Origin of the sequence: Bacillus sp. EB600, from assembly GCF_024494385.1 — a bacterium.
Taxonomy (GTDB): domain Bacteria; phylum Bacillota; class Bacilli; order Bacillales; family Cytobacillaceae; genus JAEVLT01.
Window position 1 is genome coordinate 84,984 of sequence record NZ_JAEVLT010000011.1, and the last position, 24,070, is coordinate 109,053.

The following is a 24,070-nucleotide window of genomic DNA, read 5'->3' on the forward strand; positions in this document are numbered from 1 at the left end:
GAAGGGTCCTCGTACATATTCATTGTCTTACTAACAAATTGATTATCATGGTGTTTTCACAGACTTAGAGTTTGACCAAGCAGACGTACCGTACTGGTTTACCGCCTGTACTCTAATGTAGTAGGTCGTACTCCTAGCTAGTCCCGATTTTGTATAAGTGGTAGTTCTGTAGTTCGTTATATTACTCGTTGCGACAATTTGCGTAAAGGCTGCATCGGTTGCAACCTGTACGTCATAACCTGTAAGCGTAGAAGGTCCACGATTCCAGAAGGATGAGAGTGAAGCTGCAGCTCCTACTCTATAGGCTCTCACCTGCAATCCCGTCGGAGTAGCTGGAAGCAGGGATGGAACAGTTACTTTAGCTGTTCTTGAGTAGCTGGATGACGTAACCCCGTCCATCGCTTTGACTCGATAGGTGTATGTGTTGCCAGGAGCTACAGTTGTATCAGTGTAGTTTGCTGATCTTCCTGTTCCACTTCTTGGACCAACGGTCGTAATTGCTGTGAAGTTAACGTCATCTGTTGAGCGTTCAAGCACAAATCCTGTTTCATTTGACGCATTATCCTGCCAGCTTAGGTAGACACTTGGTCCAGTCCTCAAGGATGCATTAAGTCCAGATGGTGCCCTTGGAGCAGGTGGTGCTGGTATATTGTTTGTAACTGTAACACTAGCTGTATTCGAATAAGCAGATGAACCAACTGCGTTTACAGCTTTCACCCGATACGTGTATGTTCCAGCTGTTAAGCCTGGATCAGTATAAGTAGTTGTGTTTGCACCAAGAGTTGGAAGTGCTGTAAAGTTTGTGCCGTCTGATGAACGCTCGACTACATACCCGGTCTCATCTGTTGCATTGTCCTGCCATGTCAGTTGTGCATCATTTGCATTTGTGACAGATAGGACGGCTGTTAAATTAGTTGGTGCTGCAGGGACTTGTGGAACTGCCCCGATAATAACCACATTCGATGGTGTTCCGCCATTGTACATTGATTGTGGATCAGTTGAATTTGCTTGTGTTGCCGCGTTAAACGCATCAACGCGATAAGCGTAGCTTAGATTTGGGTCAGCTGCAGGATCTTGGAAAGAAATATTGTTTGCTAAAACTGACGAAATCTTTTCAAATGTACCGATCACACCGTTAACAACCGGCGCCCGCATTACATTGTAGCCAACTTCATTTGCTTTATTACCAAGGGTAGCAATATTGGTAATATCAACCGGAGTAGGGTCCGTCCAATTCAGGTTGACCAGACTTCCATTTGCTCTTGCCCCGCTTAATGTAGAAGCACTCGGCGCTAACGGATTGAATTGGAAATTGTATGACCGCATCATGTCATTTTCTTCATGACCCAATAGGTGGCAGTGCCATACATATTCCCAGCCGAAATTCGTCATTTTGTTGGTAACCGTAACTGGGTTTCCAGTGGTTGGATCAACGTTCATAAACTGTCCAGTTGAGCCTTCTGGCATCGTTGGGTCTAATAGTCGAATACTATCAGGAAGTCCGAACGGTAATTTTGGTGCAACTGGTCTAAGTGCGACAATACAGTCCTCAAGCGGATTCATCCTGACTGTATCTTTCCATCCGCGTTCATTTTCATCAGGCATTCTCACGGATCCATCCCAACCGACTCGGTTGATAAGTTGAACATCAAATAAATGGAAGTGAATTGCATGGGTATCAACCCCGTTATGGGTGATCTTCCATATCTGTGTCCCATCACCCGTTTCACCAATTGGTGCAATCGAGTCTGTCATGTTTTCGGTTGTCGGATCCACATACCCGAGCATGATGGTCGTTTGGTTCTGGAAGTTCGTATTCGGCATTTCTGTTCCAAGGGTGGCATTCATCCGCCCATAATTTTGCTCAAATTCCTCGGCAATTGCTTTTGGCGTTATGTCCATCGTGATATTCTTCGAAGTTCCAGGAATATTAAAGGTGGTTTTGTTATCTTGAATATTGACCCATTTTCCATTAGGATCGTTGTTAGGATCTTTTTGGCCATAAACCTTATTATTATAAATAAGTGGATTCTGACCTTTATCAAATGCTGCTGGAATTTCAGCATTTAGTTTGTCCAAAGTAGCTTGTGTGGTATCGGCTGTTGTCGCAGGGTCACCCGCAACCTTGATTTGCATAATTGTCCGCGTATTTGGGCCATAACCGGGTTGGGTCGTTGGCGCACCGCCTGTTCGATCATCTGGATTTGCCGCATTCATAGATTGGTCAGGGTCACCAGTGTAATAATCGTAGCGTGGATCAAATGCTGGTACTGGTGCTGCCGAATCATTATAAAGGATGAGCGTCTGGCCGGCATATTTACTAAAGTCTACCACGACATCCGCTCTTTCAGCAGGTCCTAAAAGAAGCGTCTTGCTCGATACGTTAAGAACGGTGATGCTTCTGCGTCCATACTCATAATCGATCGGCTGATTAGGGAGTACCGCTGGTTTTGGTAAAAAGCCACTTTCATTGGCAATCTGAACCATTTCTGGTCCAGCAGCCGCAGGATCGGGAACGCCGCCAGCCCTGCCGTCAGTTGGCCACGAATCTGGAAAACCGGCTGTTTTAACAGCAGGAACCATTGGGACTTCACCGGCATCTGCATTATTTAATGTACCGTCTGAATTCCACATTTGCGCGCTTGACTTAGCTTTATAAAACTGCAAATTCCACATTCTATCATTGGCTCCATTCAAGATGCGGAATCGGTAAGCCTTCGGATCAATTGTTATTGAAGGGTACGCGGTACCATTAACAACCGGAGTATCCATAAAGGCCTCAGGTGTAGTAGATATATCTGGTGTACCAGGATTCATCGGTGCTTGTCCTGGTTGCCCCGCTAATGGGTTCGCCATAGCTCCATTTTTTATCCCTGTGTTTGGCGGCCAGAACCAAGGTCCATAGTCCCAGCGACCGATTGGGTTCGCGCCAGACATGTCATAAGGGTTTTGGTTCGGCATATAAACATGTGGGAACCATAGATTACCCATGCCGCCCCATTTAGTTTTATCCCAGGTAGGATCGGTTGCAGCTAATTGATTGTCAGAAGGAACGAAGGTCTTATCTTGTATAACTAACGGAATATCATGATCTTTATCCGGAATAATTCCCCTTTTAATAAGATCCTGCTCAACATCATCTGTAATCATATAACCCGAAGCTTCACCAGCATAAACATTTAATCGCGTAATCCCATATGAGTGATCATGATAAAACATTAATCTGGCACTCTGCTGATTCGAGTAATAGAATGTCTCCGAGCCATCGCCTGGATCTGGCATATCAGGTACATTCCGAACGCTGACCCCTTTTGGATATTTGGTGTTTTCTCCAGCTGGAGTAATCCATTGATGTGGAGTTCCGTCACTAATCCATGGGGTAATTCCGCCATGAAGGTGAAGTGTAGCCCGGTTTTGGGTGTACATACCGCCATCAGGACCCATTCCAGCACCCATCAAGGAAGTATCAACTGGTAAGAATAAGTCCCCGCCAGCCCCAGTTGGAAGTTTATTTGTAAACTTGATCCTTACAGGACGGTCCTTGTGAGCAATAATTGTCGGGCCAAAATAACTTGGTTTATCTTTAACAGTAGGATCAGTGGTGTTTGTTTGTTCATACCCGCGCAGCTTTGTTGCTGGCAGGTCAGAGTGCATTTTCTCTGTGTACTCGACAAGTGAAATTTCATAGTAGTCTGAACCTGGATACGTCGTTGTATCAGGAACAGCTATCGGAATGTATTGACCAAGATTGTTTTTATTTTTTTCACCTAGCCCAGGCAATGTGTCGACGAATTTTCTCATCCCTGTGCCTTGTTTAATAGTGCCATCTTCATTAATTTCAGGCAGCGGACTATTTGCATAGTTTGGCGTTGTCCAGTAATCCGGGGTGCCACCCGGCATACCTGCCATTGCAGCCTTTGCGTCAGTTATATCTGGGCCACCTGTAAAAGGAATCGAGGCAACAACGATCAACCCTGCAATGATGCCCATTTGAATTTTCTTACTAGCAACCTTTAAATTCTTTAAATGCGTAATCCTACCCATTTCTCATCAGCAGCTCTCCCCCAAATTTTGTACCAATATAAAGAACAATCAAACAAGCTTAAATATGTAGGGTAAATGGCCCGCTACACTGAAAGCTTTAATCTAGTATCTTTTTAGTAGATTGCCCCCCTTGACACTTACGAAATCATGACGCTACAGCTGAAAATCCTGTTAACCTCCTAATTGGCAAACACTTCCTTTCTTATAAAGCACATTATAGAGAACGTTTTATCCTTGGTAAAGAACGTATCTTGTCGAAAAAAATATTTTTGTAAAAAATAGTAAATTAGGTGATTTTCATGTCTATTTTACTAGCTAATTATCACTAGTAATGGCTATTTTTATCGAATAAAAAGGCTAACCACGGAGGTTAGCCTTTTTAGAAACTTGGTATTTATAAGTAATCCGATAACACCTATGACTTCAGTTGGAGGATGAAACGGCTTATGCTTTCTGCTCAAGTAACTTGGCGATTTCAATTATTACGTTTGTGGCCTTTACCATTGTTTCGACAGAAACAAATTCAAATCTTCCGTGAAAATTCTCCCCGCCGGCAAATAGATTCGGGGTAGGCAGCCCCATATAGGAGAGCTGAGAACCATCTGTACCCCCGCGAATCGGTTTAACGACCGGTTCGATGCCGACATTTTTCATTGCCTCATAAGCAATGTCGACAATTTCTTTTACAGGTTCAATTTTTTCTTTCATATTGTAGTATTGATCCTTTAAGTCAAGAATGATGTTGTTTTCACCGTACTTTTGCTTTAACTCATTAACAATTCCCTCAATTTTAGCTTTTCGGTTCATGAAATTATCTTTATCAAAATCACGAATAATGTAATGCAGGTTTGTTTGTTCAACATCACCATTGATCGACAGTAAATGATAGAAGCCTTCATGGCCGTCGGTCATTTCTGGTGATTCCTCATCTGGGAGCATGCTGTTGAACTCCATTGCGATTTTTGCCGAATTGACCATTTTCCCTTTTGCTGAGCCTGGATGAATGTTTCGGCCTTTAATGGTCACTTTTGCTGCAGCAGCATTAAAGCTTTCGTATTCCAGTTCACCGAGTGGTCCTCCGTCGACGGTATAGGCATACTTTGCGTTGAATGCACCAACGTCAAATTTATGCGGTCCCCTGCCGATCTCTTCATCAGGTGTAAAAGCCACCCGTATTTTTCCGTGTTTGATTTCTGGATGTTGAATCAGGTAAGCCATTGCGGTCATGATTTCCGCAACACCCGCTTTATCATCAGCACCAAGCAGGGTTGTGCCGTCTGTCGTAATCAGTGTATGTCCTTTATATTTGGTTAATTGCGGAAAGTCCTTCGTTGCCAAAACAATATGTAAGGATTCATTTAAGGTGATATCAGCTCCGTCATAATTCTCAACGATTTGCGGATTCACGTTTTTTCCTGTGAAATCGGTAGCGGTATCAACGTGGGATAAGAAGCCGATCGTTGGTACTTCTTTGCTTGAATTGGCAGGAAGTGTAGCCATTACATACCCGTTCTCGTCAATGGTTACTTCCTCCATCCCAATCGCTTTCATTTCCTCAACAAGCATATGGAGAAGCGTCAGCTGCCCAGGTGTGGATGGACAAGTATCACTACTTTCGTTTGATTGAGTATCCACTTTTACATAAGAAGTAAATCGTTTAATGATCTCATTCTTCAATTTTTTCAACTCCTTTTTATTTATCTTACCATAAGTAAATTTCCACATAATAACAAGATATATGTAACAGACTTTAACGCCAAGTGCTAAACTAGCATTAAAGAAAATCTCTAAAAATGCTTTAATGTAATTTGGAAGAATCTATTAAATATTTCTGTAAGGGGGCTGTAACCATGAATGTAATTGAGATCAAAAATCTTACCAAGACGTATGGCCAAGCAAGGGGAATCTCTGATATTAGCTTTAGCGTTGAAGAAGGAGAAATTTTTGGCTTTATTGGACCAAATGGTGCTGGTAAATCAACGACAATCCGCACCCTTTTATCACTTATTTACCCGACGAGCGGCAGTGCGGTGATTTTTGGAAAGGATTCTGTTAAATATGCCCCTGAGATTAAAAGAGAAATCGGTTATTTACCATCAGAAGTATTTTACTACGATAATATGAGGGTGAAGGATTTATTAAAGTATTCAGCCAGCTTTTACAAAAAGGATTGTACAAAACGAATCCATGAGTTAGCCGAAATTATGGATCTTGACCTTAATAAGAAAATAGACGATTTGTCCTTTGGCAATAAGAAGAAAGTAGGAATCGTGCAAGGGCTGCTGCATGAACCAAAGCTGATCATCCTTGATGAACCAACCAGCGGCTTAGACCCGCTCATGCAGCAGAAGTTCTTTGATTTATTAATTGAAGAAAATAAAAAGGGTACAACGATTCTGTTTTCTTCACATATTTTGAGTGAGGTCCAAAGGCTCTGCAACCGTGTCGCCATCATTAAAGAAGGCAGGCTGATCAAAGTTGAAAAAATCAGCACGTTAAGAGAAACCAATCATAAACGGTTTAAGCTCGAAACTAACCAGATCATTGAAAAAAGCTATTTTACTAGCTTGGGGGTCAGTAATCTGGAAATAAAGGACAACATGATCACTTTTTTGTTTAGCGGGAACATCAACAATATGATGAAAAAGCTTGCTGAAATCGAACTTACAAACCTGTGGATTGAAGAGCCCGATCTTGAAGAAATCTTCCTGCATTATTATGAAAAGGAGGACTAACGCATGAATATTTTCCTGCATGAAGTAAAGATTTACCGCAAATCGACGATCATTTGGACCGTGTCACTCATTTTAGTGGTTGGCTTCTTTATGTCGCTTTATCCCGCGATTGCCCATGATGCCGCTCAATTCAAAAAGCTGCTGGAAGGCTATCCGGAGGCAGTGCGAAAAGCAGTTGGGGTTTCAATTGATTCAATTACATCACTATTGGGGTTCTATAGTTATGTCTTTATGTACATTGTTCTATGCGGTTCAATTCAAGCGATGAATTTAGGCCTTTCGATCATTGCCAAGGAAGTACAGGAAAAAACAGCTGACTTTCTGTTTACAAAACCAGTTACAAGAACGGCCATCATGACAGCAAAGCTGCTGGCTGCCTTTTGCTCCTTACTCATTACCAATGTGATTTACAGTGTTGCAGCAAGTATCATTGCCACGAAGGTTTCGAAGGAAGCAGTTGATATGAAGGTGTTTCTGCTGATTACCGTTACGGCCTTTTTCGTGGAGCTTATGTTCATGGCACTTGGTGTGATTGTTGCAGTTATTGCCCGGAAAATTAAAGCAGTACTCCCGTTGTCATTAAGTATTGTTTTTGGTTTCTTTATTCTCAATATGTTTGGATCAATTATTGGAGAAAAGGCAATTCGCTATCTGACGCCATTTAAATATTATGATACGGCCTATATTATCAAGCATTCTTCCTATGAGTCTATCTTTATCATCATTGAAGTACTATTTATTATTACAGCGATTGCTGCGAGTTACCTCATTTATACCAAAAAAGATATTCATGCGGTTTAGGGGGTGGATTAGATGAATTTATTTTTAAGAGAAATGCGAGCAAACCGAAAGTCATTACTTATTTGGTGTATCGGGGTTATTTTTATGGTGACTGCGGGCATGAGTAAATATGGAGCCTTAAGCGGATCAAAACAATCATTGGGCGAATTAATGGCGCAAATGCCTAAATCCCTCCAAGCTATTATGGGGATTGGTAACTTAGATTTATCAACTGCGATTGGCTACTTCGGTATCCTTTTTCTATACCTTGTTTTAATGGCAGCGATTCACGCATTAATGCTCGGGGCCACGATCATTGCCAAAGAAGAACGGGATAAAACATCGGAATTCTTGCTTGTGAAGCCTATTTCCCGTAAGCAAATTGTGACCGCAAAGCTGGCAGCGGCACTCGTTAATGTTGTGGTCTTTAATTTGATAACGTTGTTTACATCACTCAAGATGGTTGCTTATTACAACAATGGGAACGGACAGACTAGTGATATTTTATTGCTAATGGTTGGAATGCTGCTTTTACAATTACTATTTTTGTTTCTTGGAACAGGCATCGCCGCGATGAGCAAACAACCAAAAAGAGCGGTCGCGATGGGTACAGTTATCTTATTGGTTACGTTTATCCTTTCTATTCTGGTTGATCTAAATCAAAATCTAGAGGGGCTGAAATATCTGACGCCATTTAAATATTTTGAGGCAAAGAATCTGCTAGCTGACAGGGCACTGGATCCAACTTTTGTAACACTATCCAGTGTACTTATTGCTATTCTCGCTTGTTCCACTTACATTTTCTTTACTAAAAGAGATATGAGTGTATAGCATTTCAAAGCGGTAGCAGTTCAGAGACACAAAGCCCATCCAGTGAAAAAGCTTGGAGTAATTTTCTAAATAATGCGCTTGAATCCGGATTTATCAATGAAAAGATTTTGAAGGAGATCATTCTATCAATGCATAAAAACATGTACATGCAGTCATATAAATACAAAATATACAAATACAAATCATAATGTGTTTTTATGTTTTTTTTATTTCCAACTTGTATATGGTAAAATATAGATGTTCAAATAAGGAGGAGTAAATAATGACAAATCAACAGCAAAATGCGGGTTTGCCGCCGAAAACATGTTCAATTGACCGTCTTGTTACAGTCAAGGAAGATGTTCAAAAAGTACTTGAAGGAAAGAAAACAGCCACCCGCAGGAATGGAAGATATGCGGATATTGGTGAGGTTATGACACTAGAGGGCAAGAATTTTGTCGTGGAGCGCGTCTATTCGCAATCGCTTGGGGAGTTGACAGATGAGCAAGCCCGTCAGGAAGGCTATGATAGCTTGGAGGACTATAAACAATCGATCCTTTCGATGCACCCCGGGATGCCCTGGCTTCCGCAAATGAGAGTTTGGGTTCATGAATTTCGCCCTGTTACGGATTAAGCACTAAGTTAAATGGACTTGCTATACCGTTTCCTCTTATATATTCATATCTTAAGTGTGATTATGTCGATTGGACCGTTTTTCATACTGTTTCCGATCATTAAAAAACTTCGGGAGGCGAAGGATGAGGTCCAAACGGTTTTACTGGATTCCTTTCGTGTTGCTGTAAGACTAACCAAGCATGCCGGACATTTACTCGTAGGGTCTGGTATCCTCCTAGTGATTTTTAGCGGTTGGACTTGGAAAACATCGTGGATTGTGATAACGATTTTGATCATGGTAAGTTCGTTGTTTTTCCTGGCACGAGCCTTTTCTCCGCTGCTTCGTAAATTCACTGATAGTAAGCAAGATAGGGAAATGCTAACGAAAAAGCTGATGCGGACAACTCTCGCCTATCTTTTTCTCCTGCTAATCATGCTTTGGTTCATGGTAGCAAAACCAGCACTTTGGTAAAAATAGTGAAAAGCAACCGTTGCTGGTGTAAACGGTTGCTTTTTTTATAAAACCCACCCTCCGAAAGAGTTTAAAATTTGTTTAATCCCCCAAAACATAATTATAATATAGAAGCCAACCTGTTGAAGGTGCCTTTCAGATGGCAGATGCCTTCCAGAAAAGGGAAAATAATTTACCGAGAAAAAGGCCGTAAAGGTGGAGTATACGATGCAGTTTTTGCGGAAGTATGTGAGAAAGTATTGGAAGCTATTTAGTACGGCGGTTTTATTTTTAGCATTGGAAGCACTTTGTGACCTTTTGCAGCCAACCATTATGTCAAAGATCATTGATGTTGGTGTTGCAGATAAGAATATGCAATATGTATTAAAAATGGGCGGTGTTATGCTGATGATAACCGCTTTTGGAGCGGTCGCCGCATCACTGCGAAGTACAATCGCAAGTATTGTTTCACAAAACTTTGGAGCAGAGCTGCGCTCCGATTTATTCCGGAAAATCCATTCACTTTCCTTTAAAAGCATTGATAAATTTGACCGGGCGTCACTTGTAACCAGGTTGACCAATGATGTTACGCAGGTTCAAAACTTTGTCAACGGTTTAATGAGAATGTTTGTAAAAGCCCCTTTATTGGGGCTGGGTGCTTTAATTATGGCGGTTCGCTTAAATCCTCATCTTTCTGTCGTCTTGATCGTGGTTGTTCCTGTTGTGGCTGTATTAATTATTGCCAATATGCGATTGGGATTTCCTCTTTTTATGAAGGTTCAAAAAGCACTCGATCATGTAAATGGAATTATGAGGGAGTATTTATCAGGTGTCCGCGTTGTCAAAGCGTTTAATCGTTTCAGTTTTGAAATAAATAAATTTGGTAAAGCAAATGAAGATTTTCAGGTAAAGTCTATATCTGCTATTCGAATCATGTCGATTTTCAGTCCGGCTATCTTGCTGACCGTTAACTTTGGAATTGTTGCCGTTTTATGGCTTGGCGGTATTGGGGTAAACAATGGTAGTATGCATGTCGGTCATATTATTGCTTTTATTAATTACATGACGCAAATATCCACCTCTCTTATGATGATTTCAATGGTTTTTAATATGTTTGTTAGAGCCAAAGCTTCAACGAGCAGGATTGGTGAAGTTTTTGTTATCGAAGATAAAGTCACTTGGAGTAATGAAAACAGCGGAGAAACGATTGAAAAAGGACGAATTGATTTTGAAGATGTTTCTTTTTCCTATGACGGGACAGGTGGAGAGCCTGTCCTAAAAAATATTAATCTGACGATTTTACCAGGTGAGACCGTCGGGATTATTGGTTCAACCGGTTCTGGGAAAAGTACGCTGATCAGCTTAATCCCTCGTTTTTATGATGTAACCTCAGGAACTATAAAAGTGGATGGTCAAAATATTCAAAATATGAATCCGCAAAGGCTGAGAGAGAAAATCGCGATGGTTCCACAGAAAAATATCCTATTTACCGGAAGCGTTGCGGACAATATTCGCTGGGGAAAGGAAAATGCGGGAATAAAGGAAATCGAAAAAGCAATAGCGATAGCTGAGGCGCAAGACTTTATTGCCGCCAATCCGGAAGGCTACGAAGTGGTGATTGGCCAGGGCGGCGTCAATTTTTCTGGAGGGCAAAAACAAAGGATTTCGATTGCTCGAGCCCTGGTTCGGAATCCGGAAATTCTTATCCTGGATGATAGTACAAGTGCCGTAGACGTAGCGACTGAAGCTAGAATTAAGGGTTCCTTGAAAAAATATGCAAACGGACTGACCTGCCTTCTTATTGCTCAGCGAATCACCTCGATTATGGATACAGATAAAATTATCGTTTTGGACCATGGTAGGATCGTTGGCATGGGCGCCCATGAGGAATTATTAAAGAATTGCGGAGTCTATCAGGAAATTTACCAATCGCAAATGGGCAAGGAGGTGTTGTAGGATGGCGGGCCAAGCGGAACAAGCGCATGATCATAAAGGAAACCAAGCAGGACCCGTATTGCCGGGACCGGGGCTCGGGCGTCCCGGTGGAGGACCAGCCCGCTTCAGAGGACCGGTAATTAAACCGAAGAATTTTAAAGGGACATTGAAACGGTTATGGCAGTATTTTGGTAGAGAAAGAAAAGTGTTATCAATCATTTTTGCGTTCATTGTTATTGATTCAGCAGTAACATTGTTAGCTCCTTACATGATTGGTAAAGCTGTTGACGCGATGAGTCTACATGGCAGTAAGGTCGACTTTGGAATACTGGAGTGGATGATCTTTATTCTTATTGGAGCTTATCTTGCTGATGCTCTGTTAACGTTCTTACAGGGTTGGTTGATGGCAGGAGTATCGCAGCGGATTGTTAAAAGTCTGCGCAACCACCTTTTTCAAAAACTTCAAAAACTGCCTGTCGCCTTTTTTGATACGAGGACGCACGGTGAGCTTATGAGCCGCCTTTCGAATGATATTGATAACGTCAGCAACACTATTTCCCAATCAACAACGCAGTTAATGTCAGGGGCAATTGTGATTGTAGGTGCTCTCATAATGATGCTTATTTTAAGCCCGATTCTAACACTGGCGAGTCTATGTACAGTTCCTCTTGTATTTTTACTAACTCGGACGATTGCACGAAAAACGAGTATTTTGTTTAAAAATCAACAAGTCCAACTCGGTAAATTAAATGGGCATATTGAAGAAACAATCTCGGGCCTGCAGGTTGTCAAAGCGTTTAATCATGAGGAAAAAGCGATTGAAGAGTTTGAAGAAGTGAATAAAGAGCTGCGCGAGGTCGGCCTTAAGGCGCAAATTTGGACCGGCTTCCTGATGCCGATAATGAACGTCATTAATAACCTCTGCTTTACGGTTGTTGCAGTGGTCGGAGGGATCCTAGCGGTCAAAAGCATAATCACGGTGGGGGTCATCGCCAGCTTTTTAACATACTCCCGCCAATTTGTCCGGCCGCTGAATGATTTGGCCAATATTTTTAATATTTTACAATCAGGCGTGGCTGGTGCGGAGCGTGTTTTTGAAATTGTCGATGAACAAGAAGAGCCTGCTGATGTGCCAGGGGCCGTACCATTAGAGGCTCCAAAGGGTCATGTTATATTTGACAATGTCAGCTTTGGTTACCGTCCGGATGTTCCAATTTTAAAAAATGTCAGCTTTGAAGCTAGCGATGGCACAAGTACAGCACTAGTGGGTCCTACTGGGGCAGGAAAAACAACGATTGTTAACCTGCTGACCCGATTTTATGATGTGACCGAAGGCCGGATCCTGATTGATGGCCGGGATATTCGTGAATATACAAGAGACAGCTTACGAAGAAGCTTTGGCTTTGTGCTTCAGGATACGTATTTATTTTCAGGAACAATCAAGGAAAATATCAAGTACGGAAATCCGGAGGCCAGTGATGCTGAGGTGATCGCCGCAGCGCGGATGGCAAACGCGGATGTCTTTATTAACAGGCTGCCAAAGCACTATGACACCCTGCTGTCGGAAAATGGCGGTAACCTGAGCCAGGGCCAGCGCCAGCTCCTGGCGATTGCTAGGGTAATTCTCGCTAAGCCGGCCTTGCTTATTTTAGACGAGGCGACGAGCAGTATCGATACCCGGACAGAGCTCCATATTCAGGATGCACTCTTGTCGATTATGAAAGACCACACGACATTTATTATCGCGCACCGCTTAAATACGATTCGTGATGCTGATACAATTATGGTCATTGACCATGGCGAAATTATTGAAAAAGGCAGCCATGATGCATTAATGGCCGAGCAAGGAAGATACTACAATATGTTTTTTAACCAGTTTAAAAATGTTGAAGGTGCATTGGATTAAGATGAGAAAGCCCGGTTCAGGAAGAATCGGGCTTTTTGAATGTGACGGTGTGGGCTAGGCTAATCATTCCACTTCAAGAGGTGGACCGAGCCAAAGTGGAACGAAAAGAAGCTAGCTTTTTTTAAATCTATTTTATTTTAATAAAAACATATAATAGTGCATTATTATTCTGCTCATTTTGCTTTTCAATCCCGACATTTTGGACAACAATGGCCATTTTAGCCCTATCACTTTCGACTTTAAAAGTTGCCTCTTTTACTGACATTTGGCCCTTCGCGGTACTGGTGGAGTTAGTAAACCGATCAAAGATTTTTTTCGTGTTAAAGCTAAGTAGCCTATGATCATTTTCTCCAATTAGGGAAATCTCCGTATGGTCATTTTTAAACTCTCTTAACAAGGTAAAACGTTTGCCTGCTTTTTCAAAAGTGACCTTTCCACCGCTATTTTTCTGGCCCATAAAAATATCAGTTTGAACAAAAGTATCATAGCCTGAAATCGTTATGGGTGCTGGCTGTTCCAAGCTAAGGTAAACCGAAGGATTGGGATTCTCCTGTTCTTGATAATATTCTTTAAAGCCAAAGGTTTGATAAAAATCATCGTATACATAGTTCTTCGGCAGCCAGTTTATCTTTTTGGTATATTCCATCATCGTTAAGTATTGAACGGCACTTGTTATCGTCTGCTTATCCTTATTGGAAATAGAGACATTAGGCTTAATTTTATTATTTACAAGCATATTGTTTTTCAAAAGAACATTTTTAAGTGTATTAGTCTGACTAGTGCGGCTTATTGTGAAGGCATCCACAGGGGGCACAATTGATATGACCGAAAATATAATTAACAAGGCAGCAATAACCCCATTTTTACGTACCGGTAAAAAGCTTAATAGAATACCAGCAATTGCAGCAAAAATGCCAAATAATATGACGTAATAACGAGTATGTGTGACACCTGTATCAGCTAAACTTAAGATTGAGGATGTAATCTGAAAGAGGACAATTGGCACGAGCACTTTTGGAATAATCCTTCTGAAAAAAAGCGCAAACTTGTTTTCGATTTCACTGGCAAGTATATATACCAAAATAACGGCGATCGCATAGGAAACGAGCATTGGCTCTAATAAGTTGTCCGTCCAAAATTTCCCGCCAATATTTTTTAAAATGTAGATTGCTAAGATTAACGTAAACACTGCAAGTAACGGAATAACAATATAGGAGATAAGAATTTCTAAAAACTTCGGACAATGTGCGGCCTTATCGATGGTTTCTGTTTGATGATTACTAGTTTCTTGAGTTTTATTTTTATCTTTCTCTCCCAGATAGACTGGAATAAGTGAAAGAAAGTACATTGGTGCAAAGATAACAAAAACAATATTTGAAGTATGCGGATAGGCTTTATAATCGACCGGAAAAATCAACTGACTAATGGCAGCAAGGATAATACTGATGCCTCCGAAAATAATGGCAGAGAAGAATAGGGAATTAAAGAAAGATTTAAAAGTAATCATAAAGCTTTTATTAAAGCTAATTTTGCTTTTTATGACAGGAACCCAAATGAAGGCAATCAGCAGGGTAAACAGGGCAACTGCTGTTCTAATTTCAATTTCCATGCTTAGCTCAGGAGCTGGCATAATAATGAGGTAGTACCCCGCCGTCAGCAAGACAACTACACCCATTAAAACGAAACGGGTGGACACCTTCGAAAAATGCCGTTCATAAGCAACTTGAAACACCGCACTAAGAAATGCACCAATGACAAACGTTAACAGAAGTTTTGAAACACTCTTTTCTGTACTAATATCATAAGCATTAATCATTGCAGCTGCCAAAAGGAATAAAGTCGTTAAGGGAAAACGGGCTATGGCATCGGTCAACCCAGTCAGCCTGTCAGTAAGCTTTGTCATCCATTTCATCTTTATCAAGCCTCCCTTTCTATTATTATTATTATTATTATTAGAATCGTTCCAATAGTTGTTTTTATAATTTTCAGTTAATTTATTTCCGTAATTCACTAAATAGAGCTGGTATCCTGCATTTTTTTGACTCTCTCTTTCTATTTAAAGCATACCATTTGTCCTATTTTATGTCGATTCAAACCAAACTAGATATGGAATTAATAAAATCTTTTCTTGGTAAAAAAGAAAAAAGACGTGTACGCTGGCACACGTCTCTTCTCCTCTTATCATAAGCCTGTATTGGCTTTGACAAGGATTTCATCAAACTTCGTCTCATCGACTTTTTTACTCGAAAGCACTGTCCCGAGATAGGCACCGATAAAGCCCAGCGGGATTGAAACGATACCTGGATTGCCAAGCGAGAAGAGCGGCTTTCCGACTAGAATGGCTTTGCCTGCTTCTGGTGACCAAATATTAGGACCGATCGCCACGAGGACGAGCGCACTGACAAGTCCGACAACCATTCCGGTGATGGCACCGGTTGTATTAAACCGCCTCCAGAAGATGGTGAATAGTATAATCGGCAGGTTGGCGCTGGCTGCAACGGCAAACGCTAAGGCAACTAAGAATGCGACATTCATTTTTTGAGCAAACAAAGCAAGGATAATCGATAAAATTGAAACTCCGATTGAAGCGAAGCGTGCCGCGATAACCTGTTGTTTTTCTGTTGCCTTGCCATGACGGAGGATTTGACTGTAAAAGTCATGAGCAAACGCAGAGGCAGCAGAGAGCACCAGCCCGGCTACCACCGCAAGAATTGTTGCAAATGCAACAGCGGATATCAAGGCAAACAATAAATCCCCGCCTAACGCTTGAGCTAATAACGGTGCGGCCATGTTACCGGCAGCATTGGCGGCAACAATTCTATCATAGCCAACAAAGGCTGCAGACCCAAAGCCTAAAAAGATCGTCATTACATAGAAAATTCCAATGATCCATGTAGCGTATACAACTGATTTGCGGGCCGTTACTGCATCCTTCACGGTAAAAAAGCGAGTAAGGATGTGAGGAAGACCCGCAGTTCCCAACACTAAGGCGAGGTTGAGCGAGATGGTATCCAATGGATCTTTAAACTTATTGCCAGGATTCAAAAACCCTGCTCCGAGCGGTGTAGCTGTTTTTAAATGTTCAAACATTTTCATTACACTAAAGTCAAACTTGGCAAATACCATAAAGGAGATGAGGATAGTACCAGCCATTAATAGCAAAGCTTTAATAATTTGCACCCAGCTGGTTGCCATCATCCCGCCGAAGACAACATAAACAGTCATTAAAACGCCGACAATTAATACGGAATAAATATAGTCCAGGCCGAGCAGCAGTTTGATCAGTGCGCCGGCCCCGACAAGCTGGGCAATCATATAAAAGATTGAAATCGTGATCGTATTTAAGGCGGCAACACCGCGGACATTTTTTTCCTTAAACCGGGCTGCAATCATATCAGCCACCGTAAATTTACCAAGGTTGCGAAGCGGCTCAGCAACGATGTATAAGATAACTAAATAGGCAACCAAAAAGCCGATGCTGTAAAAGAAACCATCGAAACCAGACAGGGCAATCATGCCGGCAATCCCGAGGAATGATGCTGCTGACATGTAATCACCGGCAATTGCCAACCCGTTCTGCCAGCCAGTTAGACTGCTGCCTGCTGTGTAAAAATCACTTGTAGTTTTCGTCCGTTTCGAAGCTAGATACGTAACAATGAGTGTTAGTCCAATGATAAGTAGGAATAGTGTAAAGGCCGTTTTGTTCAACGTTTATACCCCTCCCTTTGTTACCGATTGTTTAATTGTGTCAACTGTTTGATCAAACTTGGCAGCTCGCTTGGTATAAATGATACATAATGCCCATGTCATAATAAATTGAGCGGAGCCAAACACCCATGCCCAGCTAATTGAGCCAAATGCGATTTTATTCAATACAGATGAATAAGCCGTTAAGATTGGAAGTGCAAAGTAAAAGACTAGGAAGAAGATGGACCATGGAATGATAAAATTGCGTTTTTCACATAGAAGCTGTTGGAATGTAGAGGATTGGACAATTTTTGAATAGTCAATTGGTGCAGTTTCCTGAATAGGATCAGAGCCTTTCAGAGCGTTTTCATTAGTAGCCAATAAAAATACCCCCTTTTAGAATGGACTGCCACCTCCGTCTGTCCCCCTTTCTTTTTCGTACAAGAGTCATTATACAATTTTAAGAAAATTATGTAAATTGTGTAATTACCATTTTTTCTCTTTTTTTATCGACACCCTTACGTCATAATTTGTTAAATATTGTGGGATAATCATAATTAAATGAAAGATATATTGTTGTTAAAATCAAAATCGTGAATAGAAAATTACTGAGAGTTGTCTGAAGTCGTGACAAGTGTAAAGACATCCGGTAGAATAAAAGGGTAGTTTTTCATTTTATCTTTTAAAAAAGGAGACTTCATTGTGAGTGTTTACGAGCAAAGGGCACATATCACGAATAAGAAAGAAATCTCAACAAATAAGCTGCTTGGTATCGCAGGAACGGGCTGGATGTTTGATGCGCTTGATGTAGGAATTCTTTCTTTTGTCATTGCTGCTCTGAAGGTAGAGTGGAACCTATCGACACAACAGATGGGGTGGATTGGCAGTATTAATTCCATCGGAATGGCTGTAGGTGCATTGATTTTTGGTTTAATGGCAGATCGAGTCGGCCGTAAAAATGTTTTTATTCTTACATTATTATTATTCTCAGTTTGTAGCGGTTTATCAGCATTTACGACTTCACTAACGTTTTTTCTCGTCTTACGGTTCTTAATTGGGATGGGCTTAGGCGGTGAACTTCCAGTGGCCTCCACTCTCGTTTCAGAGAGTGTTCCAGCTGAAAAGCGCGGCAGAATTGTCGTCCTGCTAGAAAGCTTTTGGGCGGTAGGCTGGCTTGTATCTGCGGTCATTTCCTATTTTGTAATTCCAACATATGGCTGGCAGGCTGCAATGATTATCACTGCCATTCCCGCCTTATATACAGTTTATTTAAGGATGGGCTTGCCCGATTCGCCGAGATTTGCCACTCTACAGCCTAAGGAGAAAACCACCGTGCTAGAAAGCATTGCTAAGCTTTTCTCAAAAGACTATGCCCGCCAGACCATTGTTCTGTGGATTCTCTGGTTCTGTGTAGTTTTTTCCTATTACGGAATGTTTTTATGGCTGCCAAGCGTCATGATCATGAAAGGCTTTAGTTTGATAAAAAGCTTTGAATATGTCCTCATTATGACACTTGCCCAGCTTCCAGGCTACTTTACGGCTGCATGGTTTATTGAAAAATTCGGTCGGAAATTTGTCCTCGTAATTTACTTAATCGGTACGGCGATCAGCGCCTATTTATTCGGGACAGCAGTCTCCACAACCCTTTTACTGACATCTGGAATTCTGTTATCGTTCTTTAACTTGGGTGCATGGGGTGCCTTATACGCCTATACGCCTGAACAATATCCAACCAATATTCGTGGCAGCGGATCCGGGCTCGCTGCAGCTATCGGCCGTGTTGGTGGGGTGCTCGGACCATTATTAGTTGGCTATCTTGTCGCTCAAAAAACGTCAATTTCAATGATTTTTATGATTTTTTGTGTGTCAGTTTTAATTGGTGCCTTGACGGTTTTATTTGTTGGAAAAGAAACAAAGCGAAAAGAATTAATATAATTTCGAAGGGTTCCGGTTAGTGGGAACCCTTGTTACTTTTTTATTATGGAAATAGTTTCAAAAAGAAAGCCTTTTCAAAAATAAATTAAATAATCTGTCATCAAATATATTTACAAATATTTTAAATTATATTAAAATAACGAAAAGTAATACTAAATGAAAGTAAGTTTATTTTGAATAATGTTTTCAGAATATTAATTTTATTAGAAACACTCCAATAATTGGTAATGGAAAATCCAACCGGTTCCGACTGTTTCTTTTAAACAAAAAATGGGGGGTAAACAATGAAAAAGAAAAAAATTGCAGGAGCCATGATGTCGTTTATGTTAACGGCGGGCGTTATGGCTGGATGCAGCTCACAAGGTTCAAATAATAGTAGCGGTGATAGTAAAACGATCAAGATTGGTGTCAATCTTGAATTATCAGGAACTGTTGCTTCTTATGGACAGTCACTGAATGATGGATTTCTATTAGGCGTAAAGGAAATTAACAAAAAAGGAATTGACGGAAAGAAAATTGAACTGGTAAAGGTTGATAATAAATCTGATGCAGCTGAAGCAACAAACGCAGCCATTAAGCTGATCAGCCAGGATAAGGTTTCTGCCATTGTCGGTCCTGCTACAAGTACAGACACTATTGCTGAGGTTCAGGTGGCAACTGACAATAAAGTTCCAGTCATTACTCCATCTGGTACAAGCCCTGATATTACCGTTAAAAATGGTAAAGTAAATGATTTTATCTTCCGGACTTGTTTTATTGATCCATTCCAAGGAACCGTTGCAGCTAACTTTGCAGACAAGGATTTAAAACTTAAAAACGCGGCAATCCTAATTGATAGTTCCAGCGATTATTCAAAAGGACTTTCCGCATCATTTAAAGATACATTTAAGAAAAATGGCGGTAAGATTGTCTCTGAAGGAGCATATGTAGCAAAGGATACGGACTTCCATGCAACATTAACACGGATTAAAGCAGCCAACCCTGAATTCATCTACCTGCCAGGTTACTATGAAGAAGCAGGTTTAATTGTGAAGCAGGCCCGCGAGGTCGGTCTTAACGTTCCGATTATCGGCGGCGATGGCTGGGATTCTCCAAAGTTAGTTGAACTTGCTGGTGCTGCGGCACTTAATAATACGTATAGTACGAACCATTACTCTTCACAAGACAAGGATCCAAAGGTACAAGACTTTGTTAAAGCTTTTAAAGCAGAAAATGGAAAGTCACCTGATACCTTTAATGCCCTTGGTTATGATACTGCATACGTACTTGCTGATGCGATTAAGCGTGCAGGTAGTGCCGATCCGCAAAAAATTCAAAAGGCACTTACCGAAACAAAAGACTTATCACTAGTAACTGGTAACTTAACGCTAGATAAGAACCATAACCCAATTAAATCAGCCGTTATTCTTGAGTATAAAAACGGTCAATCTCAGTTCAAAACAAAAGTAAATCCTTAATATTATGTTGTGAAGCTGGACAAAAAAATAGTTCTATAAATCAATAGGGAGAATTGATTTCTCCCTATTCCCAATTTATCTAGTCCAGTTAAAGGAGTTGAAAGCAATGGAGATCATCCAGCAGTTGGTTAACGGCATTTCCCTTGGCAGTATTTATGCCTTGATTGCCCTTGGCTATACGATGGTATATGGAATCGTTAAATTAATCAATTTCGCCCATGGCGATGTATTTATGGTAGGAGCATTTATTGGATTTTATTCAATTACAGTATTTCATTTAAACTTTTTCCTCGCGTTAATTATTTCAATGGTGGCTTGTGCAATACTAGGAGTCGTTATCGAGCGAATTGCCTATAAACCACTAAGAAATGCAACAAGAATTGCCGCACTAATTACTGCTATTGGCGTATCATTATTGATTGAATATGGGACCATTTACATTCGCGGTGCCCAACCTGAGGCCTATCCGGGTAACGTACTGCCATCGGAGGCCATAAATCTTTTTGGTGTTGAAATCAACAGCCAGTCATTATTTATTCTTTTAGTTTCCGTTGTACTAATGGTCATTTTACAATTTATTGTTCATAAAACGAAAACAGGAAAAGCAATGCGTGCGGTTTCTGAGGATATGGATGCCGCAAGATTGATGGGAATCAACGTTGATAATACCATTTCCGCAACGTTTGCGATTGGCTCTGCGCTTGCTGGTGCAGCCGGGGTTATTTTCGGCGTGTATTATACAAAGATTGAACCGCTTATGGGTATTATCCCAGGACTGAAGGCGTTTGTTGCAGCTGTCCTAGGCGGAATTGGTAATATTCCCGGAGCGATGGTCGGCGGGTTATTGCTTGGTGTGATTGAATCACTTGTCAGTGCACTCGGCTATTCGTTATGGCGTGATGCCGTGGCATTTATTGTTTTGATCTTAATTTTGATTTTCCTTCCATCCGGGTTGTTTGGTAAAAATATTAGGGAAAAGGTATAAGGGGGACTAGAGCGATGAATACATTAAAGCATACGAAAGGCTTCTGGTCCTCAATCGTTTTGGCTGTGGTTTTTTCAGTTGTTGTCCAATTTTTAATTACTGGTGGCGGGCTGAACCCCTTTTATATTAATACCTTGTTTTTTATCGGCATTAATATCATTCTTGCGGTAAGCCTTCATCTTATTATTGGGATTACTGGTCAGTTTTCGATTGGACACGCTGGCTTCCTTGCAGTTGGGGCCTATGCCTCTGCGATCATCACCATGAAATTACAGCTTCCATTTGGGCTGGCCATATTGGTCGGTGGTTTGGCGGCAGCCGTAGCGGGACTGATTATCGGGATTCCATCATTACGATTGAAGGGTGATTATTTAGCCATTGCTACGCTTGGCTTCGGTGAAATTGTCCGCATTGTCCTTCTCAACATCGATTATGTCGGCGGGGCTAGCGGGATGCAGGTTTCTCATTTGACAACCTGGCCTTGGCTTGCTGGTTGTGTAATTGTCACGATTGTCGTTATCACTAATTTTACAAATTCGACCCATGGACGGGCATGTATCGCGATTCGTGAAAATGAGATTGCGGCCGATGCAATGGGGATCAGCACTACTTTTTATAAGGTAACAGCATTTGCAATTGGGGCCTTTTTTGCCGGGGTTGCCGGTGCATTGTTTGCCCACAACTTTTACATTATTCAGCCATCCAATTTTGGCTTTTTGAAATCATTTGATATCTTAATATTTGTTGTACTTGGTGGATTAGGAAGTATGTCCGGTGCAGTTATTTCCACCATCCTATTAACGATTATTTCCACCTTCCTGCAGGATTACCCTGGGACAAGGATGATTATCTACAGCTTGGTGCTAATCATCATGATGCTCTACCGTCCACAAGGCTTGCTGGGGACGAAAGAATTAACTTCATTCTTTAAAGGACGTAAATCCGCTAAAGGAGGAAACGTATAATGGAACCAAATACTCCACTTCTTAAGGTCGATAAGGTTGGAATCCGCTTCGGGGGCTTAAAGGCTGTGTCCGACTTAAATGTAGAATTAAAACAAGGTGAGCTTGTGGGCTTAATTGGTCCAAACGGTGCTGGGAAAACGACATTCTTCAACCTTTTAACCGGCGTTTATGTCCCTACAGAGGGAACGGTGTCATTAAGTGGTCAAAGGTTGAACGGCCTAGCACCCCATCGGATCACGAGAAAAGGAATTAGCCGGACATTCCAAAATATTCGGTTGTTTAATGAGCTGTCTGTCCTTGATAATGTGAAAGTTGCATATCATTCACTTGCCAAGCATTCGATGCTTAGTTCAATTCTTCGTCTCCCTTCCTACTTTTCTGGAGAAAAGGAAATGGAAGAGAAAGCAATTGAATTTTTGAAAATATTTAATCTTGAAGGGTTCATTCATGAAAAGGCAAAAAATTTACCGTACGGCCAGCAGCGCCGTCTTGAAATTGCCCGGGCCCTGGCGGCCAACCCGAAATTGCTGCTCCTTGATGAGCCTGCAGCCGGAATGAATCCACATGAAACTCATGAATTAATGGAGTTAATCGCCATGATCCGAGAAAGATTTTCATTAACGGTATTGCTGATCGAACATGATATGCAGCTTGTTATGGGTGTATGTGAACGGATCTATGTCCTTGATCATGGACAGTTAATTGCCGAAGGTACCCCGGAAGAAATTCGCAACAATCCAAAGGTTATCGAAGCATACCTCGGAGAGGAGGTTTCATAAATGTTGAAGATAAATGAAGTCGATGTTTTTTATGGAAATATTCATGCGTTAAAGAATGTTTCCCTGGAAATTAATGAAGGAGAAATCGTAACGTTAATTGGTGCCAATGGGGCTGGAAAGAGTACATTGCTAAAAACAATTTCCGGTTTACTGAAACCGAAGAATGGCGAGATTACCTTTGAAGACGGGTCAATTGCCGGAAAGGTAGCCCAAGCGATTGTAAAAAAAGGAATTTCCCATGTTCCGGAAGGACGCAGGATTTTTGCCGGTATGTCAGTTGAGGAAAACCTTGAATTAGGCGCGTATTTGCGTAAGGATAAGCAAGGAATTCGTGAGGACTTTGAAAAAATTTATAGGCTATTCCCACGTCTGCTCGAACGGAAGAAACAGCAGGCAGGAACATTATCCGGCGGTGAACAGCAAATGCTGGCAATGGGACGAGCATTAATGGCAAGGCCGCGTCTGCTTCTGCTAGATGAACCCTCGATGGGGCTGGCTCCGCTGTTGGTTAAAACCATTTTTGAGATCATTCGGGAAATTAACAAAACAGGGACAACCATTTTATTAGTAGAACAGAATGCAAATATGGCTTTATCAATTGCTGACCGGGCCTATGTAATAGAAACGGGAAAAATTGTCGCTGCAGGGACAGCCGAAGAGTTGAACCAAAGTGATCAAATCAGAAGCGCCTACCTTGGCGGTTAATAACGTGATGAGAAAACAGCGAGCATGGACCGCTGCTGGCCGCAGGCATAGCAAATATAAGAAAGGGGTACCGACACAAACAATCGGGACCCCTTTCTGTTTTAATAAGATAAGTATGACAACCTTAACGCTACTAAATGAACGCTACGCTTTTCTATTGTCGAGCTTCAGCGCCCAGCGGCTAGCGGACTTCGCCCACCTCCCTGCGATAAGTCAACATCAAATCGCTAACGCGCTTTGTGTTTCCTTTATCTCAGTCGGTGTGCTCTAGTCCATACGCC

Annotated in this window: 19 protein-coding genes; 14 read left to right on the top strand and 5 right to left on the bottom strand. The window is 41.4% G+C overall.

Going from position 1 to position 24,070, the window contains the following annotated elements:
* Positions 1-45 precede the first annotated feature (45 nt).
* Positions 46-4,044, bottom strand: a complete 3,999-nt coding sequence (locus JN080_RS13690; protein ID WP_256236575.1) for a fibronectin type III domain-containing protein — start codon at positions 4,042-4,044, stop codon at positions 46-48.
* 444 nt (positions 4,045-4,488) lie between these two features.
* Positions 4,489-5,721, bottom strand: a complete 1,233-nt coding sequence (pepT, locus tag JN080_RS13695) for a peptidase T (protein ID WP_256236576.1) — start codon at positions 5,719-5,721, stop codon at positions 4,489-4,491.
* 173 nt (positions 5,722-5,894) lie between these two features.
* Between pepT and JN080_RS13700 the strand changes: the two genes are divergently transcribed.
* From JN080_RS13700 to JN080_RS13730, 7 genes are all read left to right on the top strand, one after another.
* Complete coding sequence (locus JN080_RS13700) at positions 5,895-6,779, top strand: ABC transporter ATP-binding protein (protein ID WP_256236577.1); 885 nt, start codon at positions 5,895-5,897, stop codon at positions 6,777-6,779.
* A 3-nt stretch (positions 6,780-6,782) separates the two neighbouring features.
* Positions 6,783-7,580, top strand: a complete 798-nt coding sequence (locus tag JN080_RS13705; protein WP_256236578.1) for an ABC transporter permease subunit — start codon at positions 6,783-6,785, stop codon at positions 7,578-7,580.
* Between the two features lie 12 nt (positions 7,581-7,592).
* A complete protein-coding gene (locus JN080_RS13710) occupies positions 7,593-8,390 on the top strand; it encodes an ABC transporter permease subunit (RefSeq protein WP_256236579.1) in 798 nt (265 codons plus the stop codon).
* Between the two features lie 262 nt (positions 8,391-8,652).
* The gene (locus tag JN080_RS13715) at positions 8,653-9,003 is read left to right on the top strand and encodes an ASCH domain-containing protein (RefSeq protein WP_256236580.1); all 351 of its coding nucleotides are present in this window, start codon (positions 8,653-8,655) and stop codon (positions 9,001-9,003) included.
* A gap of 12 nt (positions 9,004-9,015) precedes the next feature.
* Positions 9,016-9,456, top strand: a complete 441-nt coding sequence (locus tag JN080_RS13720) for a DUF2269 family protein (RefSeq protein ID WP_256236581.1) — start codon at positions 9,016-9,018, stop codon at positions 9,454-9,456.
* A gap of 207 nt (positions 9,457-9,663) precedes the next feature.
* On the top strand, positions 9,664-11,391 hold the full coding sequence (locus JN080_RS13725) for an ABC transporter ATP-binding protein (RefSeq protein WP_256236582.1): 1,728 nt from the start codon (positions 9,664-9,666) through the stop codon (positions 11,389-11,391).
* A 1-nt stretch (position 11,392) separates the two neighbouring features.
* Entirely contained in the window at positions 11,393-13,276 is a 1,884-nt protein-coding gene (locus JN080_RS13730; RefSeq protein ID WP_256236583.1) for an ABC transporter ATP-binding protein, read from the top strand.
* A gap of 127 nt (positions 13,277-13,403) precedes the next feature.
* Here the strand turns inward: JN080_RS13730 and JN080_RS13735 are convergent, their stop codons facing one another.
* The 3 genes from JN080_RS13735 to JN080_RS13745 all read right to left on the bottom strand — a co-directional run bounded on the left by JN080_RS13735 (position 13,404) and on the right by JN080_RS13745 (position 17,344).
* Positions 13,404-15,188, bottom strand: a complete 1,785-nt coding sequence (locus JN080_RS13735) for a DUF4153 domain-containing protein (RefSeq protein WP_256236584.1) — start codon at positions 15,186-15,188, stop codon at positions 13,404-13,406.
* Positions 15,189-15,457: 269 nt separating this feature from the next.
* Entirely contained in the window at positions 15,458-16,984 is a 1,527-nt protein-coding gene (locus JN080_RS13740) for a solute symporter family protein (RefSeq protein ID WP_256236585.1), read from the bottom strand.
* A 3-nt stretch (positions 16,985-16,987) separates the two neighbouring features.
* Positions 16,988-17,344: a DUF485 domain-containing protein gene (locus tag JN080_RS13745; protein WP_256236586.1), complete on the bottom strand. Its 357-nt coding sequence runs from the start codon at positions 17,342-17,344 to the stop codon at positions 16,988-16,990.
* Between the two features lie 348 nt (positions 17,345-17,692).
* On the opposite strand from JN080_RS13745, the gene JN080_RS13750 reads away from it, so the two are divergent.
* From JN080_RS13750 to JN080_RS13780, 7 genes are all read left to right on the top strand, one after another.
* Positions 17,693-18,898 carry an MFS transporter gene (locus tag JN080_RS13750; RefSeq protein ID WP_256236622.1) on the top strand — a complete coding sequence of 402 codons (1,206 nt, stop codon included), beginning with the start codon at positions 17,693-17,695 and terminating at the stop codon, positions 18,896-18,898.
* A 284-nt stretch (positions 18,899-19,182) separates the two neighbouring features.
* Positions 19,183-20,355 (top strand): ABC transporter substrate-binding protein, encoded by a 1,173-nt coding sequence (locus JN080_RS13755; RefSeq protein ID WP_256236587.1) that lies wholly within the window; start codon positions 19,183-19,185, stop codon positions 20,353-20,355.
* 106 nt (positions 20,356-20,461) lie between these two features.
* A complete protein-coding gene (locus JN080_RS13760; protein WP_256236588.1) occupies positions 20,462-21,340 on the top strand; it encodes a branched-chain amino acid ABC transporter permease in 879 nt (292 codons plus the stop codon).
* A gap of 14 nt (positions 21,341-21,354) precedes the next feature.
* Complete coding sequence (locus tag JN080_RS13765; protein WP_256236589.1) at positions 21,355-22,305, top strand: branched-chain amino acid ABC transporter permease; 951 nt, start codon at positions 21,355-21,357, stop codon at positions 22,303-22,305.
* Positions 22,305-23,084, top strand: a complete 780-nt coding sequence (locus JN080_RS13770) for an ABC transporter ATP-binding protein (RefSeq protein WP_256236590.1) — start codon at positions 22,305-22,307, stop codon at positions 23,082-23,084. The genes JN080_RS13765 and JN080_RS13770 overlap by 1 nt, the downstream gene beginning before the upstream one ends.
* Positions 23,085-23,789, top strand: a complete 705-nt coding sequence (locus JN080_RS13775) for an ABC transporter ATP-binding protein (protein ID WP_256236591.1) — start codon at positions 23,085-23,087, stop codon at positions 23,787-23,789.
* 7 nt (positions 23,790-23,796) lie between these two features.
* Positions 23,797-24,060 carry a hypothetical protein gene (locus JN080_RS13780; RefSeq protein ID WP_256236592.1) on the top strand — a complete coding sequence of 88 codons (264 nt, stop codon included), beginning with the start codon at positions 23,797-23,799 and terminating at the stop codon, positions 24,058-24,060.
* Positions 24,061-24,070: the final 10 nt, after the last annotated feature.